This window comes from Bradyrhizobium cosmicum, from assembly GCF_032290525.1.
In the GTDB taxonomy this organism is placed as follows: domain Bacteria; phylum Pseudomonadota; class Alphaproteobacteria; order Rhizobiales; family Xanthobacteraceae; genus Bradyrhizobium; species Bradyrhizobium cosmicum_A.
In genome coordinates, this window is the sequence record NZ_JASXTA010000028.1 from 1 (window position 1) to 24,669 (window position 24,669).

Genomic DNA, 24,669 nt, shown 5'->3' on the forward strand with positions numbered 1-24,669 from the left:
CAGCCAGCATGGTGAATCAGAAATACACTGATTTGGGAATCCCAAATCGATTCAGACTAAACTCATCCCGCTTTAGGTCCGAGTTGGGCCACCAGCGGAAGTAATCGCTCATTCATTGGATCGGCGCGCCGCGACAATCGCGTACAGTAGTTTCGCGACGCTGTACCCGATATCTTCCCGCGTTAAACCCATGCGCAGGATCACCAGTTTACGCGAGGGGATGATCGCAATCACTTGGCGCAGGTGCCCTTGCAACATGAACGTGTCGGTTGGGAGTCGGAATCCCTGGCCCGGCCCCAACCAAAGCTGTCCGCGACCGTAGACCGGGCCATGTCCCTCATCGGACGCTGGCACAGGCGAGCGCATGTAATCGACAAAGCCCGGCGGCAAAAGCTGAGCACCGTTCCACTCTCCGTTCATGCGCAGGAATTCGCCGAAGCGCGCCCAATCGTGCGCATTGGCGAAGAGAAAGGCTTCGCCAAGGAATGTGCCTGAAGGGTCAGCCTCAAGAACAGCGCTGGTCATGCCCAAAGGCTTGAACAATCGCTCCTGCGGATACGCTCGCGCGTCCGCTCCAACCGCGTTCTGCCAGACCCGGGCCAACAGGACGGACGAACCCCCGGAATAGTTGAACTTCGTTCCAGGCGGGGCGACAAGCGGACGGTCCCGCGCGAAAGCCGCCGCATCATGTGCGAGATTTTCCAATCCGTCGGGGTCGGGAGAGTCACCGTCTTCACTCCATTTCAATCCGCTTGTCATGGCCATCAAATCGGCCACCGAGATATCCGCTCGCGCGTCGCCGGCCCACTGCGGAAATAGATTTTTCTGATCCAGCGAGAGCTTTCCGTCCTTGATCGCCATGCCAGCCAAGGCAGCGTTCACGGTCTTCGTCATCGACCAGCCCTGCAAGGGCGTCGAAGCGTTGAAGCCTCCGCCGTAGGCTTCACCGATGATGCGCCCGTCCTGGACCACGACGATCGCGCGCATGCCCGGCCCCTGGAGAGCCGGGTCGTTCAGCGCCGCCAGTAAGTGCTTATCGTCAGACAATTTAGCACTCTCGCCGACCGGCCAGAGCGCATTAGGCTTTCCGGGTAGTGAGGGCGGCGCGGCACGGTCGGGGATTTCGTCCTTAGACACCAGCGTACAACCACGTCCTTCCTCATATTGGGCATAGCGTTTGGCGAACAGGCCTCGATATGCCGCCTCGACACGCTGGTTGGCGGTGTCGACGTTGATCTTCAGACGTTCGACAATACGTGGATGTGTTAACGCGAGGTCGGTTTTGATCACCGCATCCGCATCACGTTTGGCAATGAACACATTCGAGCAAACCATTTTGGCCGCATAAGCCGAGGCGGATACCAGTCCATTGGGTGGGCTGAAGGTCAGCCAGCTGGTGAACCCTAGAATCCCGAGAAGCAAGATCGCGACAAGAAACTTGAACAATTTCAGAACAAGACGCATGCGTCCCCGCTCTCGAGGTAAATCCAATCAGGAGGCCGCCCCTAGGTGAGCGCACAAGATATTGAGAGCAGTTCCTGACATGCACCTGACATCCCGGTTTGCCGTGGTTGTTTGGTGGGCCGATGATGTTGGCAGTCTTACCAAGACGATGAGAGATGCAAATCGCGAAATGTCCGTTCTGGGGTCAGAAGGCGACATCACTGCCTTGGCGTGCTAAGATTAAACTTCCGAAAGATACGAGGTCGTGATGTCGTTCGCCTCAAACGCGATCTTTTCAATTTGGCCGTTGGGCATGACGAGTCTAAGCTTTGCGGACGCTTGGCTCATCCGGAAGATGCGCCGAAATCTGGCGCCCGGATTGGCTCAATTTAAGGGGTATTCAGATTGGCGCCTTGAGGGGCGCCGCCCCGCCCTTTGGCGCGACCCGTCCGCCTACAGCGAACAAGGCAGAAGGTATCGACGCTGCGCCATCCTGGTCGAAGTCTTGTTTCTTCCTTGGTTCTTCGAGGAACTGTTGGTGTGGGCGCCAAGATGAAGGCCCCAACGCTAGCGACCAGGAGTCGTCGCGGGTCTTTCCCCTCGGGTACTACCACAACCGGTGCAGGCGGGATCGAAATGTTGAAGTACGGCTCCCATGACTAAGAATAATAGCGCGCACCCCACAAAGGCTGTCAGCACTGCGCGTGACTGATATCTTGCGATCATGGCTGCTTCGGGCTCGTCGTATCCGAGTTGCTTGATCCAGACTTCACGCGCTCTTCGCTGAATCCCGTCCATGCCATTCGAACGAACAAACATGTAAGTCGATCCCCTTCTCCAGACCGCCACCTGTCTTTTCGCCATTTCGATACTCAGATAAAACGACGCGAACGAAATGCCGATTACCGAAATTACGGTTATCACGCCAATCAGATTACGAAGCATCTAAAGATTCCTTCGCCGGAAGCGCGCAGCACGACACCGTCGGTATCGTGTCACTGTAGCACCTGGTCGTGGCCTGCAAATGTCCGCTTCGGGTCACAGGCCGCCGATCACACGCAATGTGGGAGACTTCCGCTTTGGATTGGTAAGCCGACGTTTATGGGTACACGCCCTAAGGGGGGGGGGGCTCGCCCCCAGGATGTAACCGACCTCCGCACATCTCTTGATTTTGCACGATTGCCGTGGTATCTGTGGCTCATGATTAAATCCGTGCGCAAAATCAACTTCATGCACATGACCCGCTTCGGCTGGGCCGTGGGAGGAGTCGTGCGCTAGGAATTCGACGCGACATCTCTTCCACCAGGCCCCGCCGGCATCGGACGGGGCCTTTTGTTTGGCCACGCTCCCTGCCGGCACGACAGCAGGAGCATCCGATGCCACCTCAACAGGCGAACATCTCATCCGGGATAGAGCGCGATACCGCGAGGCTTCGCCTCGACCTCTCCATCGTCTTGAGTCGGCTCAAGCGATATTGGCGGGCGGTTCAGGAGCGGCGCCACCGCTCACGAGTCACGCTGCAGGACCTGAGTGACCGGGAGCTGATGGATATCGGCTTGACGCGCGGCGAGGTCGACTATTTCGCGCCCGAACGCGCGATCTATAGGCTGAGAGATCGCGCCATGGATCCATGGGGCCGAGGGGTGATGTAAGTGATCAACCGTCGACGTGGACATGCGCTTTGCGAACAAGCGGCGGTCAGCGCGGCTGCTTGTTCGCATGCGTGCATTGCGGCGGGGGTGCGGCAACTATCATGCCAGCAACCGGATCGATCTTCACAGTGAGATGACCGAGCTGCGGCCTTCGGTCCCATCCGCTTTGAAACGCAAGGATGCCGGACAATTTTCGCGGACCGTGCCCGTCTAAACCCGTTTGCCTTGCCAGTTTTTCCACGGCAATATGCCGGCAAAACAACCATGAGAACGGGACAAGACAATGGCGGCTCCCATCAAGTTCGGCGTTGGCCAAAGCGTACTGCGCAAGGAAGATGACGCGCTGATCCGCGGCAAGGGCCGCTATACCGACGATTACGCGCCGCAGGCTGCGCTTCGCTGCCTGATGCTGCGCTCGCCGCACGCGCATGCCACATACAGCATCGATGTGAGCCGCGCCCGTGGGCTGCCCGGCATTGCGCTGATCCTGACCGCCGATGACGTCAAGGATCTCGGCAATCTGCCGTGCCTGTTCAACCTGGAGACCGATCCGTTCACCGGCCCGCCATACCCGATCCTCGCCAGGGACGAAGTGCGCCATGTCGGCGATTCCATCGCCTTCGTCGTCGCCGAGACCATCGACCAGGCTCGCGACGCGATCGAGGCGATCGACGTCAAATGGAGCCCGCTGCCGGCGGTGACCGGCGTCGTCAATGCCGTCAAGAAAGGCGCGCCGCAGGTCTGGCCGGACAAGCCCGGCAACGTGCTGTTCGACGTCTCGATCGGCGACAAGAAGGCGACCGAAGCCGCCTTCGCAAAAGCGCATGCGGTGGCCGAGATTTCCATCGTCAATCCGCGCGTGGTCGCGAACTTCCTGGAGACGCGCGCCGCGGTCTGCGAATACGACGCCAAGAACGATCATCTGACGCTCACCGTCGGCAGTCAGGGCAGCCACCGGCTGCGCGACATTCTCTGCCAGAACGTGCTCAATATCCCCACCGAGAAGATGCGGGTGATCTGCCCCGACGTGGGGGGCGGTTTTGGCACAAAACTGTTTCCGTACCGGGAATACGCTCTGATGGCGGTCGCGGCGCGGCAGCTGAAGAAGGCGGTGAAATGGGCGGCCGACCGCACCGAGCATTTCATGGGCGACGCGCAGGGGCGCGACAATGTCACCACCGCCAGGATGGCGCTCGCCGAGGACGGAAAATTCCTCGCGATGGATTGCGACCTGATGGGCGACATGGGCGCCTATCTGTCGACCTTCGGGCCCTATATTCCCCACGGCGGCGCCGGCATGCTGCCGGGCCTCTACGACATCCAGGCCTTCCACTGCCGGGTGCGGACCATCTTCACCCACAGCGTGCCGGTCGATGCCTATCGCGGCGCGGGCCGGCCCGAGGCGGCCTATGTCATTGAACGCCTCGTCGACGCCTGCGCGCGAAAGCTCGACATGACGCCGGATGCGATCCGCCGCAAGAATTTCATTCAGCCGAAGGCGCTGCCCTACAAGACGGCGACCGGCAAGGTCTACGATTCCGGTGACTTCGCCGCGCATCTGAAGCGCGCGATGGAGATCGCCGAGTGGAAGGAGTTTGGAAAGCGCGCCAAGCTGGCCAAGAAGAACGGTCTGATCCGGGGCATTGGCCTGGCGAGCTATGTCGAGATCTGCGGCGTGATGGGGGAAGAGACCGCCAATGTCAGGCTCGATCCCAACGGCGACGTCACCGTTTTGATCGGCACGCAGTCGAGCGGGCAGGGTCATCAGACCGCGTATGCCCAGATCGTTGCCGAGCAGTTCGGCCTGCCGCCGGAGCGCGTTCATGTCCGCCAGGGTGACACCGGAGAGATCGCGACCGGGCTCGGCACCGGCGGCTCGGCCTCGATTCCGACAGGCGGCGTCTGCGTGGAGCGTGCCACGGGCGAGCTGGGCAAGAAGATGAAGGAGATCGCGGCGCAGGCGCTGGAGGCCAGCGCCGGCGACCTCGAGATTTCGGGCGCCGCGATCCGCATCGCCGGCACCGACCGTTCGATCTCGTTCGCCGATCTCGCCAAGCGGCCGGGAGCCGATCCGTCGAAGCTGAACGGCAGCGCGACCTTCGCCAGCGCCGACGGCACCTATCCCAACGGCACGCATCTGGCCGAAGTCGAGATCGATCCCGCCACCGGCATCATCAAAATCGTCAACTACGTGATCGTCGACGATTTCGGCAAGACGCTCAATCCGCTGCTGCTGGCGGGACAAGTGCATGGCGGCGCCATGCAGGGCATCGGCCAGGCTCTGATGGAGCAGGTGGTCTATGGCGCGGGCGACGGCCAGCTCATCACCGCGACCTTCATGGACTACGCGCTGCCGCGTGCGGCGGACGGTCCGGCTTTCGTATTCGAGACCGCCAACGTTCCCTGCAAGACCAATCCGCTGGGCGTAAAGGGCGCGGGCGAGGCCGGTGCGATCGGCTCTTGTCCGGCCGTCGTCAACGCCATCGTCGATGCGCTCTGGCGCGAATACAAGATCGACCACATCGACATGCCGGCAACGCCGGAACGGGTGTGGATCGCGATCAATGAGCACCATCGCCGTCACAGCCTGTAGGCTGCGATCTTCCGCGGCGGGAATAAACGCCCGCCGCCGGGTTCTATCGATGATGGCGCCCCCAAACCTCTACGAGCCGGAGAAACAAGCCGATGAAACGGACGATGATTGTCGTGAGCACCCTGTTGCTGGGTGCGGGCGCCGTGGTGGCGCAGCAGGAGATTGCCGTTCAGCAGGACAATCTGATGCGCTCGATCGCCAAGAACCAGTACGGCGTCATCCAGAAGATGACGAAGGGCGATATCCCCTACGATCAGAAGGCCGTCGATCAGGCCATCGCGAGCATCGAGGCCGACGTCGCCAAGATCGCAAAGACCTTCGAGATCAATCCCAAGCAGGACGTCGTGAACGCGACCTATGGCGCATCGTCAAAAATCTGGCAGAACAAGGCTGATTTCGACGCCAAGATTCCGCCGGTGCAGAAAGCGATCGCCGACGTCAAGGGCAAGATCACCGACGTGGCGAGCCTGAGGGCCGCCTACACCAGCATCAACGACCGCTGCAACGACTGCCACGAGACCTATCGGGTCAAGCTGAAGTAGCGGCTGCGCTTCGTAGCCCCGGATGAAGCAAAGCGAAATCCGGGGAGTCTATCCGAACTGATCGTCCGTCCCGGATTGCGCTTCCGCCTTCGCTCTCCGAGCGGCGGACAGATCGTTCCATCCGGGCTACTGCAGTCAAGACGGGTGGTCACCACCAGGAAATTCTGCTCGCAAGCCCTGACGGATCGCCCTTGGAGCAGCTATCTTCACGCCAACCGCGGCGGCGTTGACGTGAGCTGTCGGAACCAGCGCATCCGCTTCAGATTGCTTCATCGTCGCGAAAGCTCAAACGCGGCGAGCACACCCGAAGCAAAACAGCGAGACAGGCCATGGCAAAACCGTTCCCGTCGAAGACGCACATCGGCAACCATATGCTGCATCCCGAGACGCTGATGCTGACCTATGGCTATGACCCGCAACTGTCGGAAGGCGCCATCAAGCCGCCGGTCTTCCTGACCTCGACCTTCGTGTTCAAAACCGCAGACGACGGGCAGGACTTTTTCGATTTCGTCGCCGGCCGGCGTGAGCCGCCGGAAGGGATGGGCGCAGGCCTGGTCTATTCGCGCTTCAATCACCCCAACAGCGAAATCGTCGAGGACCGGCTCGCAATTTACGAGCGCACCGAGAAGTGTGCGCTGTTCTCGTCCGGCATGGCGGCCATCGCAACCACGATCCTGGCCTTCGTCCGCCCCGGCGATGTCATCCTGCATTCCCAGCCGCTCTATGGCGGGACGGAAACCCTGCTGACCAACACGCTGGCGCGTCTGTCGATCGGCGCGGTCGGCTTTGCCGACGGCGTTGATGAAGCCTTGGTCAAGCAGGCCTCGGATGAGGCCGTGGGCAAGGGGCGGGTTTCGATGATCCTGATCGAAACCCCGGCCAACCCGACCAACGGCCTGGTCGATATCGCGATGATTCGCCGCATCGCCGACGCGATCGGAAAGACCCAGGGGCATACACCGATCATCGCCTGCGACAATACCCTGCTCGGACCGGTGTTTCAGCGGCCGATCGAGCATGGTGCTGATATTTCCCTATATTCGCTCACCAAATATGTCGGCGGTCACTCCGACCTGATCGCGGGTGCCGCGCTCGGCTCGAAGGTGCTCATGAAGGGCATCAAGGCGCTGCGAGGCGCCATCGGCACCCAGCTCGATCCGCATTCCTGCTGGATGATCAACCGGTCGCTCGAGACGCTGAGCCTGCGCATGGAGAAGGCTGACAGCAACGCGCGCCTCGTGGCGGCCTATTTGCGTGATCACCCCAAGGTGGCCAAGGTCCACTACCTCGGTCATCACGAGGAGGCGTCGCCGGCCGGGATCGTGTTCGCCAGGCAATGCCTCGGGGCGGGATCGACGTTCTCGTTCGACATCGTCGGAGGCAAGGAAGCGGCCGTCAAATTCCTCAACGCGCTGCAAATCCTGAAGCTAGCGGTCAGCCTTGGCGGAACGGAATCGCTTGCGAGCCTGCCTGCAACCATGACCCATTCCGGCGTTCCCGCCGACATTCGCCAAAAAATCGGTGTCCTCGATTCCACGATCCGGCTGTCGATCGGCATCGAAAACCCGTCGGACCTGATCGCCGATCTCGCGCACGCGCTGAGTGCGGCCTGAGCGCCATCTGAAATCAAAAGGGCGGTCGCGTCAGCGGCCGCCCTTTTCTTGTTGCGCCGCTGCGAGGCTACTTCGTCACCTGGCCGCGGATCTCGCCGCCCGGGTTCGCCGCGGTGTGGATGTTGATGTAGTACTTGCCGGCGACGAGATCGGCGGCCTGCGCGTCGGTCAACGTTGCCTCGCCCTTGACCGGGCTGGAGGCGGCGCCGGGGATCGGCACCGCGACGCCGGCGTTCTTGCCGGCCTCGGCCGGACCGTGGAAATGCGCGGCGGTCGCAGGGCCGGACAGCCCGGAATAGGTGACGGTCCAGGACAGCTTCTTGCTTGCGGCATCATAGTCCAGATCGGCGGTTCCGGTGCCGCTGGTGGTGGTGGCGGGCACCTCGGACTTGCCGTCGAGCGTTGCTTTCAGCTTTTCGGCGCTGGCGGAGCCTGCAAAAGCGGCGGCGCCGAGCGCGACCATGGCGATGACGGTCTTGTTCATGACATTCTCCCTGAGGCCTCGGTGGCCTGCCACACTTCCAACAATGGCGCTTTCAGTTTATTCCCGTTCCCGATAGGGGCGGACTAAATTCTTCGTGGCTGGAGCCGCGGGGACATCGGTCATAGGTTCGTTCCAGCGCGTGGATGGATGGGAATGTTGCGACGAACGATTCTTGCGGCCTTGCTCGCCGCGGTCATGGCCACCGCTGTCTATTGGTGGCTCAGCGCGCCGGTGGTGGCAGCCGCCGGCACCGCGCCCGGCCATGCGGCGAACCTTGCCAATGGCGAGGTGATGTTCAACGCCGGCGGCTGCGCCTCCTGCCATGCCGTTCCCGACCAGCCTGATCGTACGAGGCTCGGCGGCGGGGTCGCGATCAAGTCGCCGTTCGGAACGTTCTACGCGCCGAACATCTCCTCCGATCCGACCGACGGCATCGGCAAATGGAGCGATGCCGAATTCGTCAACGCGGTGATGCGCGGGGTCTCGCCGGACGGACGGCACTATTTTCCAGCCTTTCCCTACACCTCCTACCAGCACGCAAAGCGCGAGGATGTGCTCGATCTCTTCGCCTATCTGAAAACGCTGCCGGCCGTTAGCGGCAAAGTGCGTGATCACGACGTTGGCTTTCCGTTCAACATCCGGCGCAACGTCGGCATCTGGAAATTCCTGTTCATGGACGGCAAGCCGTTCGTTGCCGACGGAGCGAAGTCGCCGCAATGGAATCGCGGCGCCTATCTGGTCAACAGTTTTGGCCATTGCGCCGAATGCCACAGCCCGCGCAATGCGCTTGGCGGCATCATCTCCGGCGAACGCTTTGCCGGCGGCCCCAATCCGGAAGGCGAGGGCTGGGTGCCCAACATCACGCAAAAGCGCCTCGGCGAATGGAGCGTGAAGGATATCGCCTATCTGCTCAAGACCGGCGAATTGCCCGAAGGCGACAGCGTCGGCGGTGCGATGACGCGCGTGATCAAGAACACCTCGCATTTGCCGGACGAGGATCTCGCGGCGATGGCGGATTACCTCAAGTCGCTGCCACCGGTGGACGGTCCGACGCCGCCCAAGCGCAATCAGGCCGGTGGCTGACGCAGGCCCTTTCCAATTGACACGCAGGGAGTGCGCCCGCATCCTTTGCTGCCGGTCGGGAATGGGAAGTGCGTCGCAATGGGGTGTCTGGTTCTTGCGCGAGTGCGGCTGATCGTTTCGACCGGTGATTTTGCCGGAGCGAAAGCCGACCTCGCGTCTCAACCGTTCGGTTGAGATGACATCAAAGCTTCCCTCCGCTCTGAAGCCGCGCTTTCTGATGCTGTTCCGGGCCGCGCTCGGTCAGGGCCAGGGCGCCATCGAGGCCTATCAGGCCTGGCGCGCCTCCGAGCCGCTCGATGCGGCGGACGAAGTCGTCTACCGCACCATGCCGCTGCTCGTCGCCACCGCCGACAAGGCCGGGATTACCGACGCCGACATCAGGCGGATGCGCGGCGTCGTCAAGCATGTGTGGCTGTCGAACGCGACGCGGGTCCGCGATGTCGTCGAGGCCTGCGGGGCACTGAAGGCCGCCGGCATCGCGTCGCTGCTGATCAAAGGGGGCGCGCTGTTTGCACGCGATGCCAGCTATATGGCCAAGCGCATGACCGGGGACTACGATCTCCTGGTCCGGCGCGCGGAGGCGCCGCGCGCGATCGAGGTGCTGCGGCAGGCCGAATTCCGCAGCCACGGCATGAAGGTCGAGCTGTTCTCCAAATCCGACTTCGACCGCGACATCCATGCTGTCGCGATGTCGCGCGCCGGCCTCAGCCGCGCGATCGACCTGCACTGGCGGGCGCTGTACTGGCTCGACGACGCGAGCTTTACCGAGGAGCTGTTCAGCACCGCCGAGACGGCGAGCTTGCTGACGCACCAGGTGCTGATCCCCGGCCTTGCCGAGCATCTCGCGATCGCGGCGATGCGGCCGGAACCTGCGGACCAGAAGGAGATGGTGTTCCGGGCGCTCGAGGTGGTTCACGTCTTGCAGCACGCCGGCGCCAAGGTCGATTGGGATTGCTTTCGCGCGATCGTGACGCGCTACAATGGCAGCCTGTTCGCCGCGCAATTGCTCGGCGTCGTCGCCGGGGAGATGCCTGAGCTCGTGCCTGCCGGCCTGATCGGGCAATTGTGGGATTACGCTCCGCCCGGGAAATCGATCGAGCTCGCCCTGCGCGCCGTGCCGCGGGTGCAACGCACGCCATGGCAGCAGTTCTGGGTCGCCTTCTTCACCGCGATGCGCGCGCAGTTCAAAGCGCCGTTTCGCTTGTTGGATTGGTTGAAGCTGCCCGGTGCGGCCATCGCCGCGTTCGATGCCAGTGTCGTGCACTTTCCTCTGTTTCGCGAAACCATCCTGAAGCGGGTCTGGCAGCAGGCGGTGAGCGCGACGCATCCGCTAGGCGGACGGGACGTCTGGTTCGGGCAGGGGTTTTCGATTCCGGAGAACGAGGGGCGGTGGACCGACCGTCAGTTCGCGGTCATCGAAGCTGCGACCGACGGACGCTCGCATGCGACCGTCGAGGTCACGGTGATCCCGTTCCTGCCGCCGGACACCCAGAGCTTTCGCTTTGCGGCCTATGCCGGCATCGGCGAGGCTCTGCAGATGAGCGCGGGGCGCAACGATCCGATGCCGTTCAAGTTCACGCTCAACGCGGCAATCGTCGGCAAGGACGAGCGGAAAATCGTCGTGGCGCTGCGGATGCTGGATACCAGGCGTCCCATGGATATCGGCCATTCCATCGATCACCGCCTGCTCGGGCTGTTCGTAACATCGGTGTCGATTAACGGCGTGGCGGTGTTCACTCCTGCGGGCGCCGTGCCTTGATGGCCTGGCGCAGCGCCAGCAGGGTCTGAAGGTTTTGCGCCTCGGTATTGGTGCGGCCGCCATTGCCGAGATGCAGCCGGCGCCGGACCACGATGTCGTCGACATGGGCGATTTTCAGCCCGCTCTGCTTGGCGCGGCCGAGCCATGCAATGAAAAAGGTCGCGGGCAGCGTTTCGTCGAACGGACCGATCCGCATCAGCGAGGTGCGCCGGATCAGCATGCATTGCTTGAGCTCGCCCGGCATGATCTCGACCGCCGGTGCGAGGCGCGCGCGGTGCGCCTCCGGCACGTCGGAGCTGACGAATTGCTGCACCTTGCCGAAGGCGGCCTCGATATCGCTGTCGCCTTCGAGCAGGGACAGCTGCATCTCGAGCTTGCGCTCGGTCCAGAGGTCGTCCGCATCGCAGAAGCCGATCAGCTCGCCGCGTGCCGTCGCGAGAGCCCTGTTGACGGCGACGGCCTGGCCGCTGTTGGTTTGCGTGAGTGCGATGATGCGGCCCCCGAACCTGTCCAGAATGCCGCGCGTGCCGTCGCTCGATCCGTCGTCGATGACGATGACCTCGAAGGGTGGAACGGTCTGGCCGAGCACGCTCTCGATCGCCTCGGCGAGGTAGGCCTCGGCATTGTAGGCGGCGATGACCACGGAGACGTGCATGCGGCCTCAGATCTGGTCGAGCTGGCGGGCGAAGGCCAAGGGAATTTCCGTCGGCGCAGTGCCGGTGTCGGCGAAGAACACCGGCGCAAGGCCCGCGATCCGCGCCACCTTGTCGGCGATCTCGTTCGGCCATCCCGGCAGCTCATAGGCCGTGGTCGGCAGCAGCGCGCGAAATGCATCCGACTGCCGCGCCGGTGTGATTCGGGCGTCGCAGCGCCCCGCCGGCGCGGAATGAAGGTCGCGCGCAACCTGCCGCCGCCGATCCGGTCGCCGAGACCGGCGAGGCTCAGCTCGTGCCGCGGCTCGCCGTTGAAGTCCGAGACCGGCGTGGCCTCGCCGATGAAGCTTTCGAACGTATCGACCAGGGCAGGGCGCAGCCGTGCCGAGCAGAACAGCGGCTCGATCTGTCCGGTCTGGCTGTTGACAGCGACGAAGTCGTCGCCCGCATAAAGCCAGCCGTCCTTCGCGCAGGCCAGCGCCGCCGTGGTCTTGCCGCTGTAACCTTCGCCCGCCAGCAGCGTGAAGCCCGCATCGTTTCCCACGGCTGCGCCATGGACGGCGCACCAGGGCGTGTCGTGCATCATGGCGTGGATCAGCGAGATCGCCGGGCGGCTGCGAATCCAGGGCGGCGCCTCGCCCTTCGGCATCCAGGCGATGCCGCGCGTTGCCGAAAGGTCGAGCGCGAACAGCACGGGAATGACGGCGGGCTGCCACACCGAATAGATGCCGTCCTCGATCAGGAGGCGCGGCTTCTCGGCAGCGTCCGGCACCAGCGCGGAGAGATCGTGGTGGTCAGCGGCGATGAAGCGGAGGTCGAGATCGACGTCGCTGAGCGTGCTCTGGATGTAGGCGGGCAGGAATGCGCCGGCCAGTTCTTGCGAGGCGAATCCGAGGCGCGGGGAGAACGGGCCGCAGCGGGCGTGCGCTTCGACCGGCGCTGCCCTGGTGAAGACCTTCGCGATCTCCCGCCGGATGAACCCGCTAGCTTTCATGAGGCTCGCGCAGCGGCCAGCCTTCCTCGCCGGCATCGTGCACGGGATCCATCAGCAACAGCTCCCGCAGATTGTCGAAGCGCTGGAATTCCGGGGCGGCGAATGCGCCCGAGAGCACCGGCGCCCAAGTCTCCATGGAGGTCTCAACGCGCGCATCGCCGGCGCCCTCGGCGATGAGGCCCTCGGCAAGCATGCTGTCGACGAAGGCCTGCACCTGTTGTGTGATGGAGGCCGCATCGCTGCCGCTCGCGGCGGCGAGGGCGCTGGCGATCTCCTCGACCGTTCGGTTGGCCCTGAGGCCGAGCCAGACCTGCGCGGCGCTGCCGTCGAGGTTGTAGTAGACGCCGTTCTGATAGTTGGCGAGCACCACTTCACTATCAAATTGCTGGCTGATCAGCAGCGGCACCGACGTGGTGAAAGCCATAAGACTTGCTCGGTACTCAGTTCAAATCCAACGCCGGACGCTAGCACAGGCGTCCGGCTGCGCAACCATGCTGCGTGCGCCAATTCCGGGCAGTCAGCTCGCGCCGAACGCCTTGAAGGTGATGATGGTGAGGGTGTCCTGGATGCCCGGCAGCACCTGCACCCTCTCGTTGACGAAGTGACCGATGTCGGTGTCCTTGTCGACGTAGAACTTCACCAGAAGATCGTACTGTCCGGCGGTGGAGTAGATTTCGGAGGCGATCTCGGCTTCGGCAAGCGCATTGGCGACCGTATAGGACTGGCCGAGCTTGCATTTGATCTGGACGAAAAAGGGAACCATTGCAGTCACTCCGAAGGCGTATCTGGTCGCTAATAGGCCAAACCCGGCCGGATTTAGCAAGCGGACTCGCCGGCCGCCAGATGCCGGTCCGGCGCTCAGGAGGTCACGGTTGCCGCAGCGAAAGCATCCCTGAGCCGTTGTGCGAGCTCGACCTTGCGGTAGGGCTTGGTCAGCACGATCGCCTGCGCATGCGTCCGGCCCTGCTCGACCAGGGTCTCCAGCGCGTAGCCGGAGGTGAACAGGACCGGAAGACCGGGGCGAATCTGCCGGGCCTGCTCGGCAAGCTCCCAGCCACTCATGCCTCCGGGCATCACGATATCGGTGAACAGCATGTCGATGCCCGGATCGGTGCGCAGCCGCTGCAAGGCCTCCTTGCCGTTGATGGCCGCGACGACGCGATATCCAAGAGATTCCACCCTGCGGATGGCCGAGGAGCGCACGAACGGATCGTCTTCCGCGATCAGGATCGTCTCGTACCCTCGCGGCGCCGCCTCCTCGCTCTCCATCAATTCGGCCGGGGATTGTCCGGCGCCGGCGCGCGGCAGGTAGATCCGGACCGTCGTCCCCAGGCCCAGCTCGCTATAGATCGCGACGTGGCCGTCGGATTGCTTGGCGAAGCCGTAGATCATGCTGAGGCCGAGGCCCGAGCCCTTGCCGACTTCCTTGGTGGTGAAGAACGGCTCGAAAGCATGCTCGATGACATCAGGCGCCATGCCTTCGCCGTCATCGGTGACGGAGATCAGGGCGTAGCTGCCGGACGCGACTTCCGGGTGAAGGGCGCGATACTCCTCGTCGATCGTGGTGAGCTCGGTGCTGAGTGTGAGATGCCCGCCTGACGGCATGGCGTCCTGCGCGTTAAGCGCGAGATTGAGGACCGCGGATTCGAGCTGGGCGCGGTCGGCGAACGCGAGTATGGACCCGGGGCCGAACGCGGTCTTGATCTCGATGTTTTCACGCAAGGTACGCTTGAGCAGCTTGTGCATGGACTCGAGGAGGTCGCGGCACTCGATCGACCGTGGTTGCAGCAATTGGCGGCGGCTGAACGCCAGCAGCCGCTGCGTCAGCTCCGCGCCGCGTTCGCCCGACAAACAGATGTCGTCGGCGAAACGCTTGAGGTCGGGACGGGCCTTGAGCTGGTCGCCGAGAAATTCCGCGTTGCCGATGATGACCGTGAGCAGATTGTTGAAGTCGTGGGCGATGCCGCCGGAGAGCTGGCCCACCGTCTCCATCTTCTGTGCCTGCTGCAGCTGCTGCTCGGTCAGCTTGCGCGCGGTCAAATCGTGGACGATGCCGACATAGATCAGCTCGCCATCCTGCCACGCCTGGCCCACCGACAGATTCATCGGAAAGGTCGATCCGTCCTTGCGCAGGCCGGCGGCTTCTCCGGTTGCGAAGCGCCCCGTCCGTCCGGTGGATGAGGGCCTCTCCTGGTTGGACATCAGCATGCCGATGTCGAGATTCATGACCTCGTCGGCGCGATAGCCGAACAGCCGTTCGCAGGCGGGGTTGAACAGGAGAATGCGGGCCTGCGCGTCGAACAGGATGACGCCGTCCACCGCGGTCTCGACCACGGCAGTGAGGCGCGTCATGCTCTCGCGCAGCGCACGCTGGGCTTCGCGGACCTGGCCTAGGAGCTGGGCCGCATCCCGGTTCTTGGTCTCCTCCTGCTCGAGCGCGGCCTGGACCTTTTGAAGCTCGAACGGGGAGGGGATGGTCAGGATCTTCGGCAGCAGCGGCCAGAGCGCGCCGGCGGTGACGACCGAGGCGATCGCGGTCGCCGCCTTGACCATGCCCTCGATGCCGTAGATCGGGACCCAGAGTGTGTAGATCGACAGCACATGCGTCAGGCCGCACGCCATGATGAAGACCGCGAACGCCCAGAAGACCCAGCCGAAGTTGAGGTCGCGCCGCTTGGTGACGAGAATCGCAAGCGCAAATGGAATCGAGAAATACGCGGCCGCGATCAAGGCATCGGAGACGACGTGGAGCCAGATCAGCTCGGGTTCCCAGAGCAGACAGATGCCGTGCGGTGACAGCATCGATGAATCGAGGAGACGTTCGAAGTAAGCCCACATGATTCCACCCCGGGAGACTTGCGAGCCTGGGGCAGCCCGCAATCGGTGTCGTTGAATGTTCCAGCGCCAACGTCTCACTCATTGATGCGGACGCCAAGAGCCAAGGCTCTACAAGGCTTTATCGGGCTGTAATTTTGCGGGCTGTGCACGATTGGGGGCGACGGCGCCGCCCGGATTGCGACCGCCTGATTCGCGGATGGCTGGCCGGGTCGGGAAACCTCGCCGGTCCGGCTTGCTGGCGTACCATGGTCGCGCTAGGACAGGCCATGGCGATGTCCCTCTCAAGCGACTGTATCCGGCGATGACGACGCCCGTGGCGCTCACCATCGCTGGCTCCGATTCGAGCGGCGGCGCCGGCATCCAGGCCGATCTCAAGACCTTCGCCGCCCTCCGCGTCTATGGCGCCTCCGCCATCACGGCGCTGACGGCGCAGAACACAAGTGGCGTCACCGGCATTCACGCGGTGCCGGCCGAATTCGTTACCGCGCAGATCGACGCGGTGTTCTCCGACCTCGACATCGGCGCAGTGAAGATCGGCATGGTGGCGCAGGCCCCCAGCATCGATGCGATCGCGGCCGCGCTGTCGCGCTGGAAGCCGCGGCACGTCGTGCTCGATCCGGTGATGGTCGCAACCTCCGGCGACCGCCTGCTGGCGCCCGAAGCCGTCGAGGCGTTGCGCACCAAACTGATCCCGCTGGCCTCGCTAATCACGCCCAATCTGCCGGAGGCCGCGGCCCTCCTCGACGAGCCCGTCGCCGTGAGTGAAGCCGAGATTGAGAATCAGGGGCGCCGCCTGCTGGCGCTCGGCTGCCGTGCGGTCCTGATCAAGGGCGGGCACGGCGAGGGCGCCGAGAGCATCGATTATCTCGTCGATGCCCAGAGCACGATTACGCTGGCCGCGCCGCGCGTCGCCACGCGCAACACCCATGGCACCGGCTGCTCACTGTCCTCGGCGGTTGCCGCGGGGCTCGCCAAGGGCGAGGATATCGAGCGCGCCGTGCGCAACGCCAAGGCCTGGATCAGCGCGGCGATTGCGGCGGCCGACCGCTTCAGCGTCGGCCACGGCCACGGACCGATCCATCATTTCCACACGTTTTACTGACGCCGGCTTCGCGCTACGCGACGGATGCCGCCGTTAATCAATAGGCGGCGGGGGACCGGGCTTTTGCGGGCAACCGCTGCGGCGCCGTGTCGCCTGATTGTCGCATGCGGCTGATATTCGCAGGGAAGGCGAGGCAAGGCGTGATTCGTATCTGAAGGTGCCTCAAAGGTTCAACCGGTCATCCCCCTGTCACGGGACATTGTTACAGGCTGGCGCATGGGAAGTTACGATGTGAGTGACGAGAGCCCGGAAAGGCGCTTTCGCACCTTGTTCATCTCCGACGTTCATCTCGGAGCCCGCGGTTCTCAAGCCGACCTTCTGCTCGACTTCCTGCGCTACCACGATGCCGACACGATCTATCTCGTCGGCGACATCGTCGATGGCTGGGCGCTGAAATCGAGCTGGCACTGGCCGCAATCGCATAACGACCTGGTCCAGAAGCTGCTGCGCAAGGCGCGCAAGGGCGCCAAGGTCATCTACATTCCCGGCAATCACGACGAGTTCCTGCGCAATTATTACGGCACGCATTTTGGCGGCATCGATGTGGTCGAGAACACCGTCCACACCGGCGTGGACGGCAAGCGCTACCTCGTCATCCACGGCGACATCTTCGACCTCGTGGTGCAGAACGCGCGCTGGCTCGCCCATCTCGGCGACAAGGCTTACGACTTCGCGATCCAGATGAATCGCTTCGTCAACTTCTTCCGCCGGCTGTTCGGCGTGCCCTATTGGTCGCTGTCGCAATGGGCCAAGCAGAAGGTCAAGAACGCCGTCAACTATATCGGTGCGTTCGAGCAGGCGCTCGCCGCAGAGGCGCGGCGCCACGACGCCGACGGCGTGATCTGCGGCCACATCCACTACGCCGTGATCCGCGACGAGGGCGGCATCCGCTACATGAACTGTGGCGACTGGGTCGAAAGCTGCACGGCGCTGGTCGAGCACGACGACGGCCATTTCGAGATCATCACCTGGGCGGATCATGTGCAGAAGCCCGCGCAGGTCCCGCAGGTCGCAGCAAGGGCTGCTTGATGCGCATCCTGGTCGCGACCGACGCCTGGCACCCGCAAGTCAATGGTGTGGTTCGGACGCTGACCAAGCTTGCTGACGCCGCCAAGGGGTTCGGCGTCGAGTTCATGTTCCTGACGCCGCAATCGTTCCGCACCTTCGCGATGCCGAGCTATCGCGACGTGCGGCTGGCGATGCCGCGCCCGGCGCGGATCGCGAGGCTGATCGAAAAGGGCGCCCGGACAGCATCCATATCGCGACCGAAGGGCCGATCGGCCTGATGGTTCGCCGCTACTGCCGTCAGCGCAAGCTGCCGTTCACGACCAGCTTCCACACCCGCTTTCCCGAATATGTCCGCGCCCGCGTGCCGGTGCCGGAATCCCTGATCTGGCGGGCGCTGCGCCGTTTCCACAGCCCCAGCCGCGCCGTGATGGCGGCAACGCCTGCGCTCGCCCGCGAGCTGACCGACCGCGGCTTCGACAATGTCGTGCTGTGGCCACGCGGGGTCGACACCCATTTGTTCCATCCCCGTGCGATCGATCTCTGCCTGCCGGCGCCGGTGTTCCTATCGGTCGGCCGGGTCGCCGTGGAGAAGAATCTCGAGGCCTTCCTCGACCTCGACCTGCCCGGCACCAAGGTCATCGTCGGCGATGGCCCCGCCCGTGCCGCGCTGGAAGACGCCTATCCCGACGCGATCTTCCTCGGCGAGAAGCACGGCGAGGCGTTGGCGGAGATCTATGCTGCCGCCGACGTGTTCGTGTTTCCCAGCAAGACGGACACATTCGGTCTGGTCCTGCTGGAAGCGCTCGCAAGCGGCCTGCCGGTTGCGGCCTTCCCGGTGAAGGGACCCCGCGACGTGATCGGCGATGCGCCGGTCGGTGCCCTCGATCACGATCTGCGCAGCGCCTGTTTCGCAGCGCTCGACATGTCCCGGCAGGACTGTGTCGAGTTCGCCTCGAACTACACCTGGGAAGCCTCGGCGAGGGCGTTTGTGGATAGCATTCTGGCGGTCGGCGCGCTTCTGCCAGGCCGGAATGGCGTGGAACAGCCACGTTTCGTCGCCTGAGGGAAGAAAATCCTCGCGCGGAGAGTCTTGCCCGCGCCTCATCGGCCGCGATAAGGTCAACCATGACCGAACAGCTCCTCCCGATCGGCCCTGCCGATATCGATGCCGCTGCGCGCGTGATCGCGCCTTTCGCTGTCCGCACCCCGCTGCTGTCATTTCCCGTGCTCAACGAGCGCGTCGGTGCAAAGGTGTTCCTGAAGCCGGAGATGCTCCAGCGCACGGGCTCCTTCAAGTTCCGCGGCGCCTTCAACAAGGTGGCCTCGATCCCGCAGGACAAGCGCGCCGGCGGCGTCGTCGCGTTCTCCTCCGGCAACCACGCCCAGGGCGTGGCGGCCGCGGCCAAGATCCTCGACATGCAGGCGACCATCGTGATGCCCGCGGATGCGCCGCTGTCCAAGCGCGAGCGCACGAAATCCTACGGTGCCGAGGTCGTGCTGTACGACCGCTACAATGACGACCGCGAGGCGATCTCGCGCGGTATCGCCGAGAAGCGCGGCGCGACGCTGGTCAGGCCCTATGACGATCCCTTCGTGATCGCGGGGCAGGGCACGGCCGGCCGCGAGATTGCGGAAGACATGGCCGCGCTCGGCCTTAGCCCCGACATCGTGGTGGCGCCGGCCTCCGGCGGCGGCCTGATCGCGGGCGTCGCGACGGCGGTGAAAGCGCGTTATCCGCTGGCCCAGATCGTCGTGGCTGAGCCCGAGTCGTTCGACGATCACGGCATTTCGCTGACCGCAGGCCATCGCGAGCCGCATGGGCCCGCAGGCCGCACTATCTGCGACGCGCTGATGGCCCTGATCCCCGGCGAGATGACCTTTGCGATCAACAGCAAGCTGCTGGCGCGCGGCGTCACTGCATCGGACAAGGAAGTCGGCGCGGCGGTGGCGTTTGCCTATCGCGAGCTGAAGCTCGTGGTCGAACCGGGCGGAGCGGTGGGTCTGGCCGCGCTGCTTGCTGGGCGACTTGATGTTGCCGGCAAGAACGTCGTCATCGTGCTTTCCGGCGGCAATGTCGATGCGGATCTGTTTTCCGAGCTGGTGGCCTAACCGTCATTCCGGGGCACGCGAAGCGTGAGCCCGGAATCCATACTCCCGATCGTGGTTATGGATTCCGGGCCTGCGCCTCCGGCGCATCCCGGAATGACGACGTTTGTGAGCTGACATTGGAAGGGGCTGAGCGTGTCCGCTCTGCCCCTTCTTTATGTTTGTTGGGTTCGAACTTGCCGCTTGGTCGGTGCAACCTCTCCCGCAAGCGGGGGAGGGAGCGCACCTTCTTCGAGGCATCAGTGCATGAAGCTCCGGCGATTGTTGCCGCCACCGTTCATGCCCTGCGCCTGGTTCATCGACTGGCGGAAGTTGTTGTTGCCGTTGTTGACCATGCGGCTCGTCGTATTGAACTGCGGCCGGCTGTTCTGCTGGCTGTTCTGGACCTGCACCTTGCTCACCGGGGTGTTGACGATCTTCACGCCGTTATTGACGCGGATCGGGTGGTTCTGCGTCTGAACGACCGGCTTGGCATCGATCGTCGCGCCGCCCTTGCCGACATTCACCGGCGTGCTCACGATCTTGCCGGGAGTACCGCTGGTCGTGCCGGCATTGTTGATGCCGCCATTCTTATTGTTGATCGCAGGCAGGGTCACGATCTTGCCGATGCCGCCATTACCATTGTTGTTGGTCGTGTTGGTCGGCGCAGGCAGGGTGACGATCTTGCCCGGGTTCTGCGACGGCGTGCCGTTCTGCTGGTTCGGCTGGTTATGACCCGCCGGCAGATTGACGATGTGGCCGCCATTGCCGAGCTTGCCGATGCCATTGTTGTCGCCCAGCTTCTGGACGATCGGCAGGTTGCCGTTGATCTGGCTGCCACCGTTACCCTGCTGCAGGGGCATGTATTTGGGCTGGCCGAGATTGCCGATCTTGAAGCTCGGCATCACGTTCTGCGGGGCCAGGAACCTGGTCGCCTGCATCAAGGGGATCTGCTTCGGCTGCGCCTGCAGCTTCAATGCGACTTGGGCATAGGGGCTGTTGCCGTAGCTGTCGTAGAAGCTCTTGTAGGCGTGCGGCGAGTTCACCAGCACCGTCTTGTGCCAGGCCTGCGAGAGCAGCAGGTTGTTGAGCAGCCAGCGGACGAGATCGCACAGCGGGTCGTGCGGGTACATCTGGATGAACTCCTGATAGTACTCCGGCCGGCCCTCGGACACGACGTAGTCATAGGCCTGGCGCGTCGAGCGGCTGGGCAAATTGGACGCCATCTGCACCACCGGCGCATTCACCGGCGCGCGGGTCGCAGCAACCGCGGTGTCGCCGAAGAAGGTGAAGTCCGAGGTCAGCGACGAGCTCTCCCACGGGATCTGCGCGCCGCTGGTGGTCTGGTTCACCTGAAGGCGCACGCGCTTGAACAGCTGCTCGATCGGCACGTTGGGCTCGCGCGCGACGTTCAGGAAGGCCTGGGTATAGGGGCTGTGGCCGCCGGTGCCGTCCTGCGCTTCCGCGCCCGGGGCGGTCGAGTAACCGACGATCGAGCCGTTCGGCGCATCGACGATGGCGAGGCCGCGGCCGGCGTCATTGACGTTCGGGAACGGGTTGTTGCGGCAGGCATCGAGGATGACGATGCGCATGCGGCTCGGGATCGTCTCCAGCGTCGACATCACGTCGACCAGACGCACCGAATTGTTGACGAGCTCGGTCTGGCTCGAGACCTTGGCGTCGACGGGAACGAGATAGTTCTCGCCGGCGAGCTGCACGCCATGACCGGCGTAGTAGACCATCGCCACCGTGTTCGGACCGCGCGAAGCGACTTTGGCGGAGAAGTCCTGCACGACGCGGAGCATGTCGTTCTGGGTCAGGTCGGTTGCGGCGACCACCTCGAAGCCGGCCGAATTCAGGAACTGCGCCATCGACTCCGCGTCGTTGTCGGGGTTGGCGAGCTGCGGGGCGTTCTGGTAGTTCGAATTGCCGATCACCAGCGCAACCCGCTGTTCCGGGCCTTGCAGCGCGGTCGGGGCAGGCTGGACCGGGGCGACTTGCGCGGAAACAGGGCCGCAGGCGAAGCCGAACAGGCTTCCCAGCAGGCTAGCCGTCATCAGGAAAGGTTTTAGGCGGAACATGGCGTGCTCCTCTGGCACTGATCTCGATGCGAGATTGGTTGCGAGGAAGCTTGCCCGCGTTCGAGTTCGAGGTCCGTGATCGCCATCACCATGGTAGATTGCGTGATCTGAATCACGCTTGGAACCTGCTAAGGTGGGGGCACGATAGGAGGACAGTCCGTCACATGCTGAAATCGATCGATCCGATCCTCACGCCCGACCTGCTCTGGCTGCTGGCTTCGATGGGCCACGGCGACGACCTCGTGTTCGTCGATGCCAACCATCCCGCGGCTCGCATCGCGCAGACCACGAATTCGCAGCGCCTGATCCAGCTGCCGTGCATGAGCATGGAGGTGGCCGCCCGCGCCATCATGTCGGTCTATCCGCTCGACGATTTCGATCCCGATCCGGTGCGCGTGATGATGCCGGTCGACGATCCCGACCGCGTCCCCGACGTGCAGCGCGCGGTGCTGGCGGAGATCGAGCGCGCTGTTGGCCGCGCCGTCACTCCCGGCAAGCTCGCGCGCCCCGATTTCTATCGCGCGGCAGCGGCGGGATTTGGCGTCGTGCAGGTCGGAGATAGCAGGGGTTACGGTTGCTTCCTGATCCGCAAGGGCGTGATCAGCTAGCGGACGTTTTGCATTCTTCTATCTGACCGTCACGCTCACAGCAGTCCGCACTCGAATTTGAGTGGCCCTCTCGCATCCGCCTGTCTATCGTCTCTCCATGTCGCGCCTCATGTGTCTATTCGTTGCTGTCGTCCTGTCGCTGCTGCCGGCGGTCGCGCCGGCTGCGTCCATTCAAAAACGCCCCAAGCAGGCCTGGCATGGCTATGGCTTTTTGCCCGGCTATCGCCAGCCGCTGAGCAACAGCATTCCGCTCTACAAGCAGAAGGACGCGATGCGCCGCATGTCGCGCGCCGACCGGCGCCACTGGTACATCGACCCGGTTCCTCAATATTACGGCTGGGATGGCGAATGGCGCTATTTCGGCCGGCCCGGCTTCGGCGGCGGCCGCTACAACGGCGGCAGTTTTGGGCCGTGCTGGACGCGCACGCCGATCGGCGCGGTCTGGAATTGCGGGTGATCAGGCGAGTGCGCTGCGTTCGCAATGACGATGCGGAGAAAGCTGCGCGACGTCTGGCTCTCGTGCCCCGGACGCAGCGCAGCGCTTCTTCAGCGGTGCGCTGCAGAGCCGGGGCCCATGTAGCCAAGGAGGCCGTGGCTCCTGTGTCCCGGATCGCGCTTCGCTTGTCCGGGACACAAGCGTGAGAGTGGCGTAAGGACCTCGCACGCGCTTACGAGAAGAACGCGATCTTTTCGGCCTGGGTCATGCGGCGGATTGGCGCCATGGGATCGTTCGCCGCCGCGCGCGGCCGTTGCAAAATGCCGCTGGCGAGGATGGTGGCGCCGAGCGAGGCCTCGGGCGAGGACGCCGCCAACGGCGAGGGCATCGGCAGCGTCGCGGCCGGTGCTGCGCCGAATGTTGCCGTGGCCGCCATGGCGGGGACGGGCTGCTCCATCACTTCGGCGGCGGCCTCGGCAATGGCATTGGTGAGGCGCGCCAGCGATTCCATCGCGATCGGCGCTTCCTCTGCGGGCTCCTCGACGGTCGCTTCGGCGACAGGCTCCGGCGCAATCGGCTCCGGCATCTCTGGCGCAATCGGGGCTGCGATCTCCGCGGCGATCGGTTCCGGAATGGCCGCTTCGATCGCGACAGGCTCGATAATCTCGTCGAACTCCGGATCGGGCGCAGCCATCTCCATGGCAATGGCCTCGAGTATGGCTTCGTCCTCGGCTTCCGCGGCGGCGTCGAGCGAGAACTCGTCGGTCACCTCGGCGAAGGCGGCGGGCTCCGCGATCCCCTCTTCCGGTGCGACGTTTTCGAAAGCGGTATGATCTTCGGCGACGATCTGCGGTTCGACGGCGACGTCCACCGTCTCCTCGGCAACGGCAAGTGCTTCGGCGGTACCGGCCGCTTCGGGCTCAGGAACTGCGGCGACGTCCTGCGGCGCCTCCGTAAAAGCCACGGGGGCTTCGCTCGCCATCGTGGCCGGCGCGGTCTCGGCAGGTGCTGCTTCTGCAACGGGCGGCGGCGTTTCCTGCACCGGCGCCGGGGCGGGATTCACCGCTGCTTGCGGCACGGTGTCGCCGTCAGCATCGAGCTGCTCGACCCGATCCCTGAGCAGATCGAAGGCGGCCTTGAGCTCGACGCGGGGGTCGATGGTTGAAATCTGCCCGCAGGCGGCCTCGATGGAAGCGAGCTGCGAATCAATGAGGTCGCAGATTCGCCCGTCGGCGCCGATCTCGCGCCAGCGCCAGGAGATCTCCTTGATGATGCGCACCCCGCGCGGGATCGCCGCGAGACTCGCCTCGATCGCCGCCGGATCGAACGCCGCGATCGCGATGGTCTCGGCCTCGCGGATGGCGCGGCGGATCTCGACCAGAGCCTCGGGCAGGCGGTCCTCGACGACGGGCTGCCGCTGTGCCGCAAGGGTTTCCTCGATTTTCGCGACCGCGTCGAGCACCATGGCGGTGTCGGCATTGCGGTTTCGCTTGGCATATTCGCCGAGGAACCAGCGGCCGCGCGCGGTCTCCATGAAGGCTTCGCGGATCGCGTCGTAATCCTGCTCGTTCGGCTCGGCCGCGCGGGCAGACATGGGCGAAAGGGCGAATGCTTCGTTGGCCATGACAATCTCGTCGCGCAAATCAGTACGCGTTACTGTAACGATCACCACGATATCGACCGAATCGCAATTGG

The 24,669-nt window shown here is 63.9% G+C and carries 23 protein-coding genes; 14 read left to right on the forward strand and 9 right to left on the reverse strand.

What is annotated here, in order from left to right:
- Positions 1–108 precede the first annotated feature (108 nt).
- Together QSV46_RS34040 and QSV46_RS34045 are read right to left on the reverse strand one after the other, a co-directional pair.
- Positions 109–1,464 (reverse strand): serine hydrolase, encoded by a 1,356-nt coding sequence (locus QSV46_RS34040; protein ID WP_314961973.1) that lies wholly within the window; start codon positions 1,462–1,464, stop codon positions 109–111.
- Positions 1,465–2,010: 546 nt separating this feature from the next.
- Entirely contained in the window at positions 2,011–2,388 is a 378-nt protein-coding gene (locus QSV46_RS34045) for a hypothetical protein (RefSeq protein WP_314961974.1), read from the reverse strand.
- A gap of 431 nt (positions 2,389–2,819) precedes the next feature.
- On the opposite strand from QSV46_RS34045, the gene QSV46_RS34050 reads away from it, so the two are divergent.
- The 4 genes from QSV46_RS34050 (at position 2,820) to QSV46_RS34065 (ending at position 7,843) form a co-directional block, all read left to right on the forward strand.
- Positions 2,820–3,095, forward strand: a complete 276-nt coding sequence (locus QSV46_RS34050; RefSeq protein WP_314961976.1) for a DUF1127 domain-containing protein — start codon at positions 2,820–2,822, stop codon at positions 3,093–3,095.
- Between the two features lie 283 nt (positions 3,096–3,378).
- Complete coding sequence (locus QSV46_RS34055) at positions 3,379–5,688, forward strand: xanthine dehydrogenase family protein molybdopterin-binding subunit (protein ID WP_314961977.1); 2,310 nt, start codon at positions 3,379–3,381, stop codon at positions 5,686–5,688.
- A 92-nt stretch (positions 5,689–5,780) separates the two neighbouring features.
- On the forward strand, positions 5,781–6,230 hold the full coding sequence (locus QSV46_RS34060; protein ID WP_314961980.1) for a c-type cytochrome: 450 nt from the start codon (positions 5,781–5,783) through the stop codon (positions 6,228–6,230).
- A 329-nt stretch (positions 6,231–6,559) separates the two neighbouring features.
- Complete coding sequence (locus QSV46_RS34065) at positions 6,560–7,843, forward strand: cystathionine gamma-synthase family protein (RefSeq protein ID WP_314961982.1); 1,284 nt, start codon at positions 6,560–6,562, stop codon at positions 7,841–7,843.
- 67 nt (positions 7,844–7,910) lie between these two features.
- Here QSV46_RS34065 and QSV46_RS34070 read toward each other — a convergent pair whose 3' ends face one another.
- On the reverse strand, positions 7,911–8,327 hold the full coding sequence (locus QSV46_RS34070) for a CHRD domain-containing protein (RefSeq protein ID WP_314961985.1): 417 nt from the start codon (positions 8,325–8,327) through the stop codon (positions 7,911–7,913).
- A gap of 153 nt (positions 8,328–8,480) precedes the next feature.
- Here QSV46_RS34070 and QSV46_RS34075 point away from each other — a divergent pair, with 153 nt between their 5' ends.
- Both QSV46_RS34075 and QSV46_RS34080 read left to right on the forward strand, forming a co-directional pair.
- On the forward strand, positions 8,481–9,410 hold the full coding sequence (locus QSV46_RS34075) for a cytochrome c (RefSeq protein WP_314961986.1): 930 nt from the start codon (positions 8,481–8,483) through the stop codon (positions 9,408–9,410).
- Between the two features lie 175 nt (positions 9,411–9,585).
- A complete protein-coding gene (locus QSV46_RS34080; protein ID WP_314961989.1) occupies positions 9,586–11,169 on the forward strand; it encodes a nucleotidyltransferase family protein in 1,584 nt (527 codons plus the stop codon).
- Here QSV46_RS34080 and QSV46_RS34085 read toward each other — a convergent pair.
- Positions 11,144–11,824, reverse strand: a complete 681-nt coding sequence (locus QSV46_RS34085; RefSeq protein ID WP_314961992.1) for a glycosyltransferase family A protein — start codon at positions 11,822–11,824, stop codon at positions 11,144–11,146. The two genes, QSV46_RS34080 and QSV46_RS34085, sit on opposite strands and share 26 nt — an antisense overlap.
- Here QSV46_RS34085 and QSV46_RS34090 point away from each other — a divergent pair.
- Positions 11,823–11,972: a hypothetical protein gene (locus QSV46_RS34090; RefSeq protein ID WP_314961994.1), complete on the forward strand. Its 150-nt coding sequence runs from the start codon at positions 11,823–11,825 to the stop codon at positions 11,970–11,972. The two genes, QSV46_RS34085 and QSV46_RS34090, sit on opposite strands and share 2 nt — an antisense overlap.
- Before the next feature lie 434 nt (positions 11,973–12,406).
- Positions 12,407–12,547 (forward strand): hypothetical protein, encoded by a 141-nt coding sequence (locus QSV46_RS34095; RefSeq protein ID WP_314961997.1) that lies wholly within the window; start codon positions 12,407–12,409, stop codon positions 12,545–12,547.
- A gap of 258 nt (positions 12,548–12,805) precedes the next feature.
- Here QSV46_RS34095 and QSV46_RS34100 read toward each other — a convergent pair whose 3' ends face one another.
- From QSV46_RS34100 to QSV46_RS34110, 3 genes are all read right to left on the reverse strand, one after another.
- The gene (locus QSV46_RS34100; RefSeq protein WP_314961999.1) at positions 12,806–13,240 is read right to left on the reverse strand and encodes a PqqD family protein; all 435 of its coding nucleotides are present in this window, start codon (positions 13,238–13,240) and stop codon (positions 12,806–12,808) included.
- A gap of 93 nt (positions 13,241–13,333) precedes the next feature.
- Entirely contained in the window at positions 13,334–13,579 is a 246-nt protein-coding gene (locus QSV46_RS34105) for an Lrp/AsnC ligand binding domain-containing protein (RefSeq protein WP_148744076.1), read from the reverse strand.
- Between the two features lie 95 nt (positions 13,580–13,674).
- Entirely contained in the window at positions 13,675–15,618 is a 1,944-nt protein-coding gene (locus QSV46_RS34110) for a PAS domain S-box protein (protein ID WP_314962004.1), read from the reverse strand.
- A 337-nt stretch (positions 15,619–15,955) separates the two neighbouring features.
- Between QSV46_RS34110 and thiD the strand changes: the two genes are divergently transcribed.
- The 4 genes from thiD to QSV46_RS34130 all read left to right on the forward strand — a co-directional run bounded on the left by thiD (position 15,956) and on the right by QSV46_RS34130 (position 19,873).
- Positions 15,956–16,756, forward strand: coding sequence for a bifunctional hydroxymethylpyrimidine kinase/phosphomethylpyrimidine kinase (gene thiD / locus QSV46_RS34115; RefSeq protein WP_314962006.1), 801 nt, complete (start codon positions 15,956–15,958; stop codon positions 16,754–16,756).
- A 216-nt stretch (positions 16,757–16,972) separates the two neighbouring features.
- On the forward strand, positions 16,973–17,785 hold the full coding sequence (locus QSV46_RS34120) for a UDP-2,3-diacylglucosamine diphosphatase (protein ID WP_314962007.1): 813 nt from the start codon (positions 16,973–16,975) through the stop codon (positions 17,783–17,785).
- A 121-nt stretch (positions 17,786–17,906) separates the two neighbouring features.
- Positions 17,907–18,827, forward strand: a complete 921-nt coding sequence (locus tag QSV46_RS34125; protein WP_409997246.1) for a glycosyltransferase family 4 protein — start codon at positions 17,907–17,909, stop codon at positions 18,825–18,827.
- Between the two features lie 62 nt (positions 18,828–18,889).
- Positions 18,890–19,873: a threonine/serine dehydratase gene (locus QSV46_RS34130; RefSeq protein WP_314962009.1), complete on the forward strand. Its 984-nt coding sequence runs from the start codon at positions 18,890–18,892 to the stop codon at positions 19,871–19,873.
- A 236-nt stretch (positions 19,874–20,109) separates the two neighbouring features.
- Here the strand turns inward: QSV46_RS34130 and QSV46_RS34135 are convergent, their stop codons facing one another.
- Entirely contained in the window at positions 20,110–21,930 is a 1,821-nt protein-coding gene (locus tag QSV46_RS34135; protein ID WP_314962011.1) for a caspase family protein, read from the reverse strand.
- 164 nt (positions 21,931–22,094) lie between these two features.
- On the opposite strand from QSV46_RS34135, the gene QSV46_RS34140 reads away from it, so the two are divergent.
- Together QSV46_RS34140 and QSV46_RS34145 are read left to right on the forward strand one after the other, a co-directional pair.
- Entirely contained in the window at positions 22,095–22,538 is a 444-nt protein-coding gene (locus tag QSV46_RS34140) for an RbsD/FucU family protein (protein ID WP_314962013.1), read from the forward strand.
- Positions 22,539–22,635: 97 nt separating this feature from the next.
- Complete coding sequence (locus QSV46_RS34145) at positions 22,636–22,995, forward strand: hypothetical protein (protein WP_314962015.1); 360 nt, start codon at positions 22,636–22,638, stop codon at positions 22,993–22,995.
- Positions 22,996–23,206: 211 nt separating this feature from the next.
- Here QSV46_RS34145 and QSV46_RS34150 read toward each other — a convergent pair whose 3' ends face one another.
- Positions 23,207–24,598, reverse strand: coding sequence for a hypothetical protein (locus QSV46_RS34150; RefSeq protein ID WP_314962017.1), 1,392 nt, complete (start codon positions 24,596–24,598; stop codon positions 23,207–23,209).
- Positions 24,599–24,669: the final 71 nt, after the last annotated feature.

Bases quoted from the DNA above. Each gene is read 5' to 3' on its own strand.
- QSV46_RS34040 (WP_314961973.1), bottom strand. From the start codon at position 1,464: ATGCGTCTTGTTCTGAAATTGTTCAAGTTTCTTGTCGCGATCTTGCTT.
- QSV46_RS34045 (WP_314961974.1), bottom strand. From the start codon at position 2,388: ATGCTTCGTAATCTGATTGGCGTGATAACCGTAATTTCGGTAATCGGC.
- QSV46_RS34050 (WP_314961976.1), top strand. From the start codon at position 2,820: ATGCCACCTCAACAGGCGAACATCTCATCCGGGATAGAGCGCGATACC.
- QSV46_RS34055 (WP_314961977.1), top strand. From the start codon at position 3,379: ATGGCGGCTCCCATCAAGTTCGGCGTTGGCCAAAGCGTACTGCGCAAG.
- QSV46_RS34060 (WP_314961980.1), top strand. From the start codon at position 5,781: ATGAAACGGACGATGATTGTCGTGAGCACCCTGTTGCTGGGTGCGGGC.
- QSV46_RS34065 (WP_314961982.1), top strand. From the start codon at position 6,560: ATGGCAAAACCGTTCCCGTCGAAGACGCACATCGGCAACCATATGCTG.
- QSV46_RS34070 (WP_314961985.1), bottom strand. From the start codon at position 8,327: ATGAACAAGACCGTCATCGCCATGGTCGCGCTCGGCGCCGCCGCTTTT.
- QSV46_RS34075 (WP_314961986.1), top strand. From the start codon at position 8,481: ATGTTGCGACGAACGATTCTTGCGGCCTTGCTCGCCGCGGTCATGGCC.
- QSV46_RS34080 (WP_314961989.1), top strand. From the start codon at position 9,586: ATGACATCAAAGCTTCCCTCCGCTCTGAAGCCGCGCTTTCTGATGCTG.
- QSV46_RS34090 (WP_314961994.1), top strand. From the start codon at position 11,823: ATGCGGCCTCAGATCTGGTCGAGCTGGCGGGCGAAGGCCAAGGGAATT.
- QSV46_RS34085 (WP_314961992.1), bottom strand. From the start codon at position 11,824: ATGCACGTCTCCGTGGTCATCGCCGCCTACAATGCCGAGGCCTACCTC.
- QSV46_RS34095 (WP_314961997.1), top strand. From the start codon at position 12,407: ATGGCGTGGATCAGCGAGATCGCCGGGCGGCTGCGAATCCAGGGCGGC.
- QSV46_RS34100 (WP_314961999.1), bottom strand. From the start codon at position 13,240: ATGGCTTTCACCACGTCGGTGCCGCTGCTGATCAGCCAGCAATTTGAT.
- QSV46_RS34105 (WP_148744076.1), bottom strand. From the start codon at position 13,579: ATGGTTCCCTTTTTCGTCCAGATCAAATGCAAGCTCGGCCAGTCCTAT.
- QSV46_RS34110 (WP_314962004.1), bottom strand. From the start codon at position 15,618: ATGCTGTCACCGCACGGCATCTGTCTGCTCTGGGAACCCGAGCTGATC.
- thiD (WP_314962006.1), top strand. From the start codon at position 15,956: ATGACGACGCCCGTGGCGCTCACCATCGCTGGCTCCGATTCGAGCGGC.
- QSV46_RS34120 (WP_314962007.1), top strand. From the start codon at position 16,973: ATGGGAAGTTACGATGTGAGTGACGAGAGCCCGGAAAGGCGCTTTCGC.
- QSV46_RS34130 (WP_314962009.1), top strand. From the start codon at position 18,890: ATGACCGAACAGCTCCTCCCGATCGGCCCTGCCGATATCGATGCCGCT.
- QSV46_RS34135 (WP_314962011.1), bottom strand. From the start codon at position 21,930: ATGTTCCGCCTAAAACCTTTCCTGATGACGGCTAGCCTGCTGGGAAGC.
- QSV46_RS34140 (WP_314962013.1), top strand. From the start codon at position 22,095: ATGCTGAAATCGATCGATCCGATCCTCACGCCCGACCTGCTCTGGCTG.
- QSV46_RS34145 (WP_314962015.1), top strand. From the start codon at position 22,636: ATGTCGCGCCTCATGTGTCTATTCGTTGCTGTCGTCCTGTCGCTGCTG.
- QSV46_RS34150 (WP_314962017.1), bottom strand. From the start codon at position 24,598: ATGGCCAACGAAGCATTCGCCCTTTCGCCCATGTCTGCCCGCGCGGCC.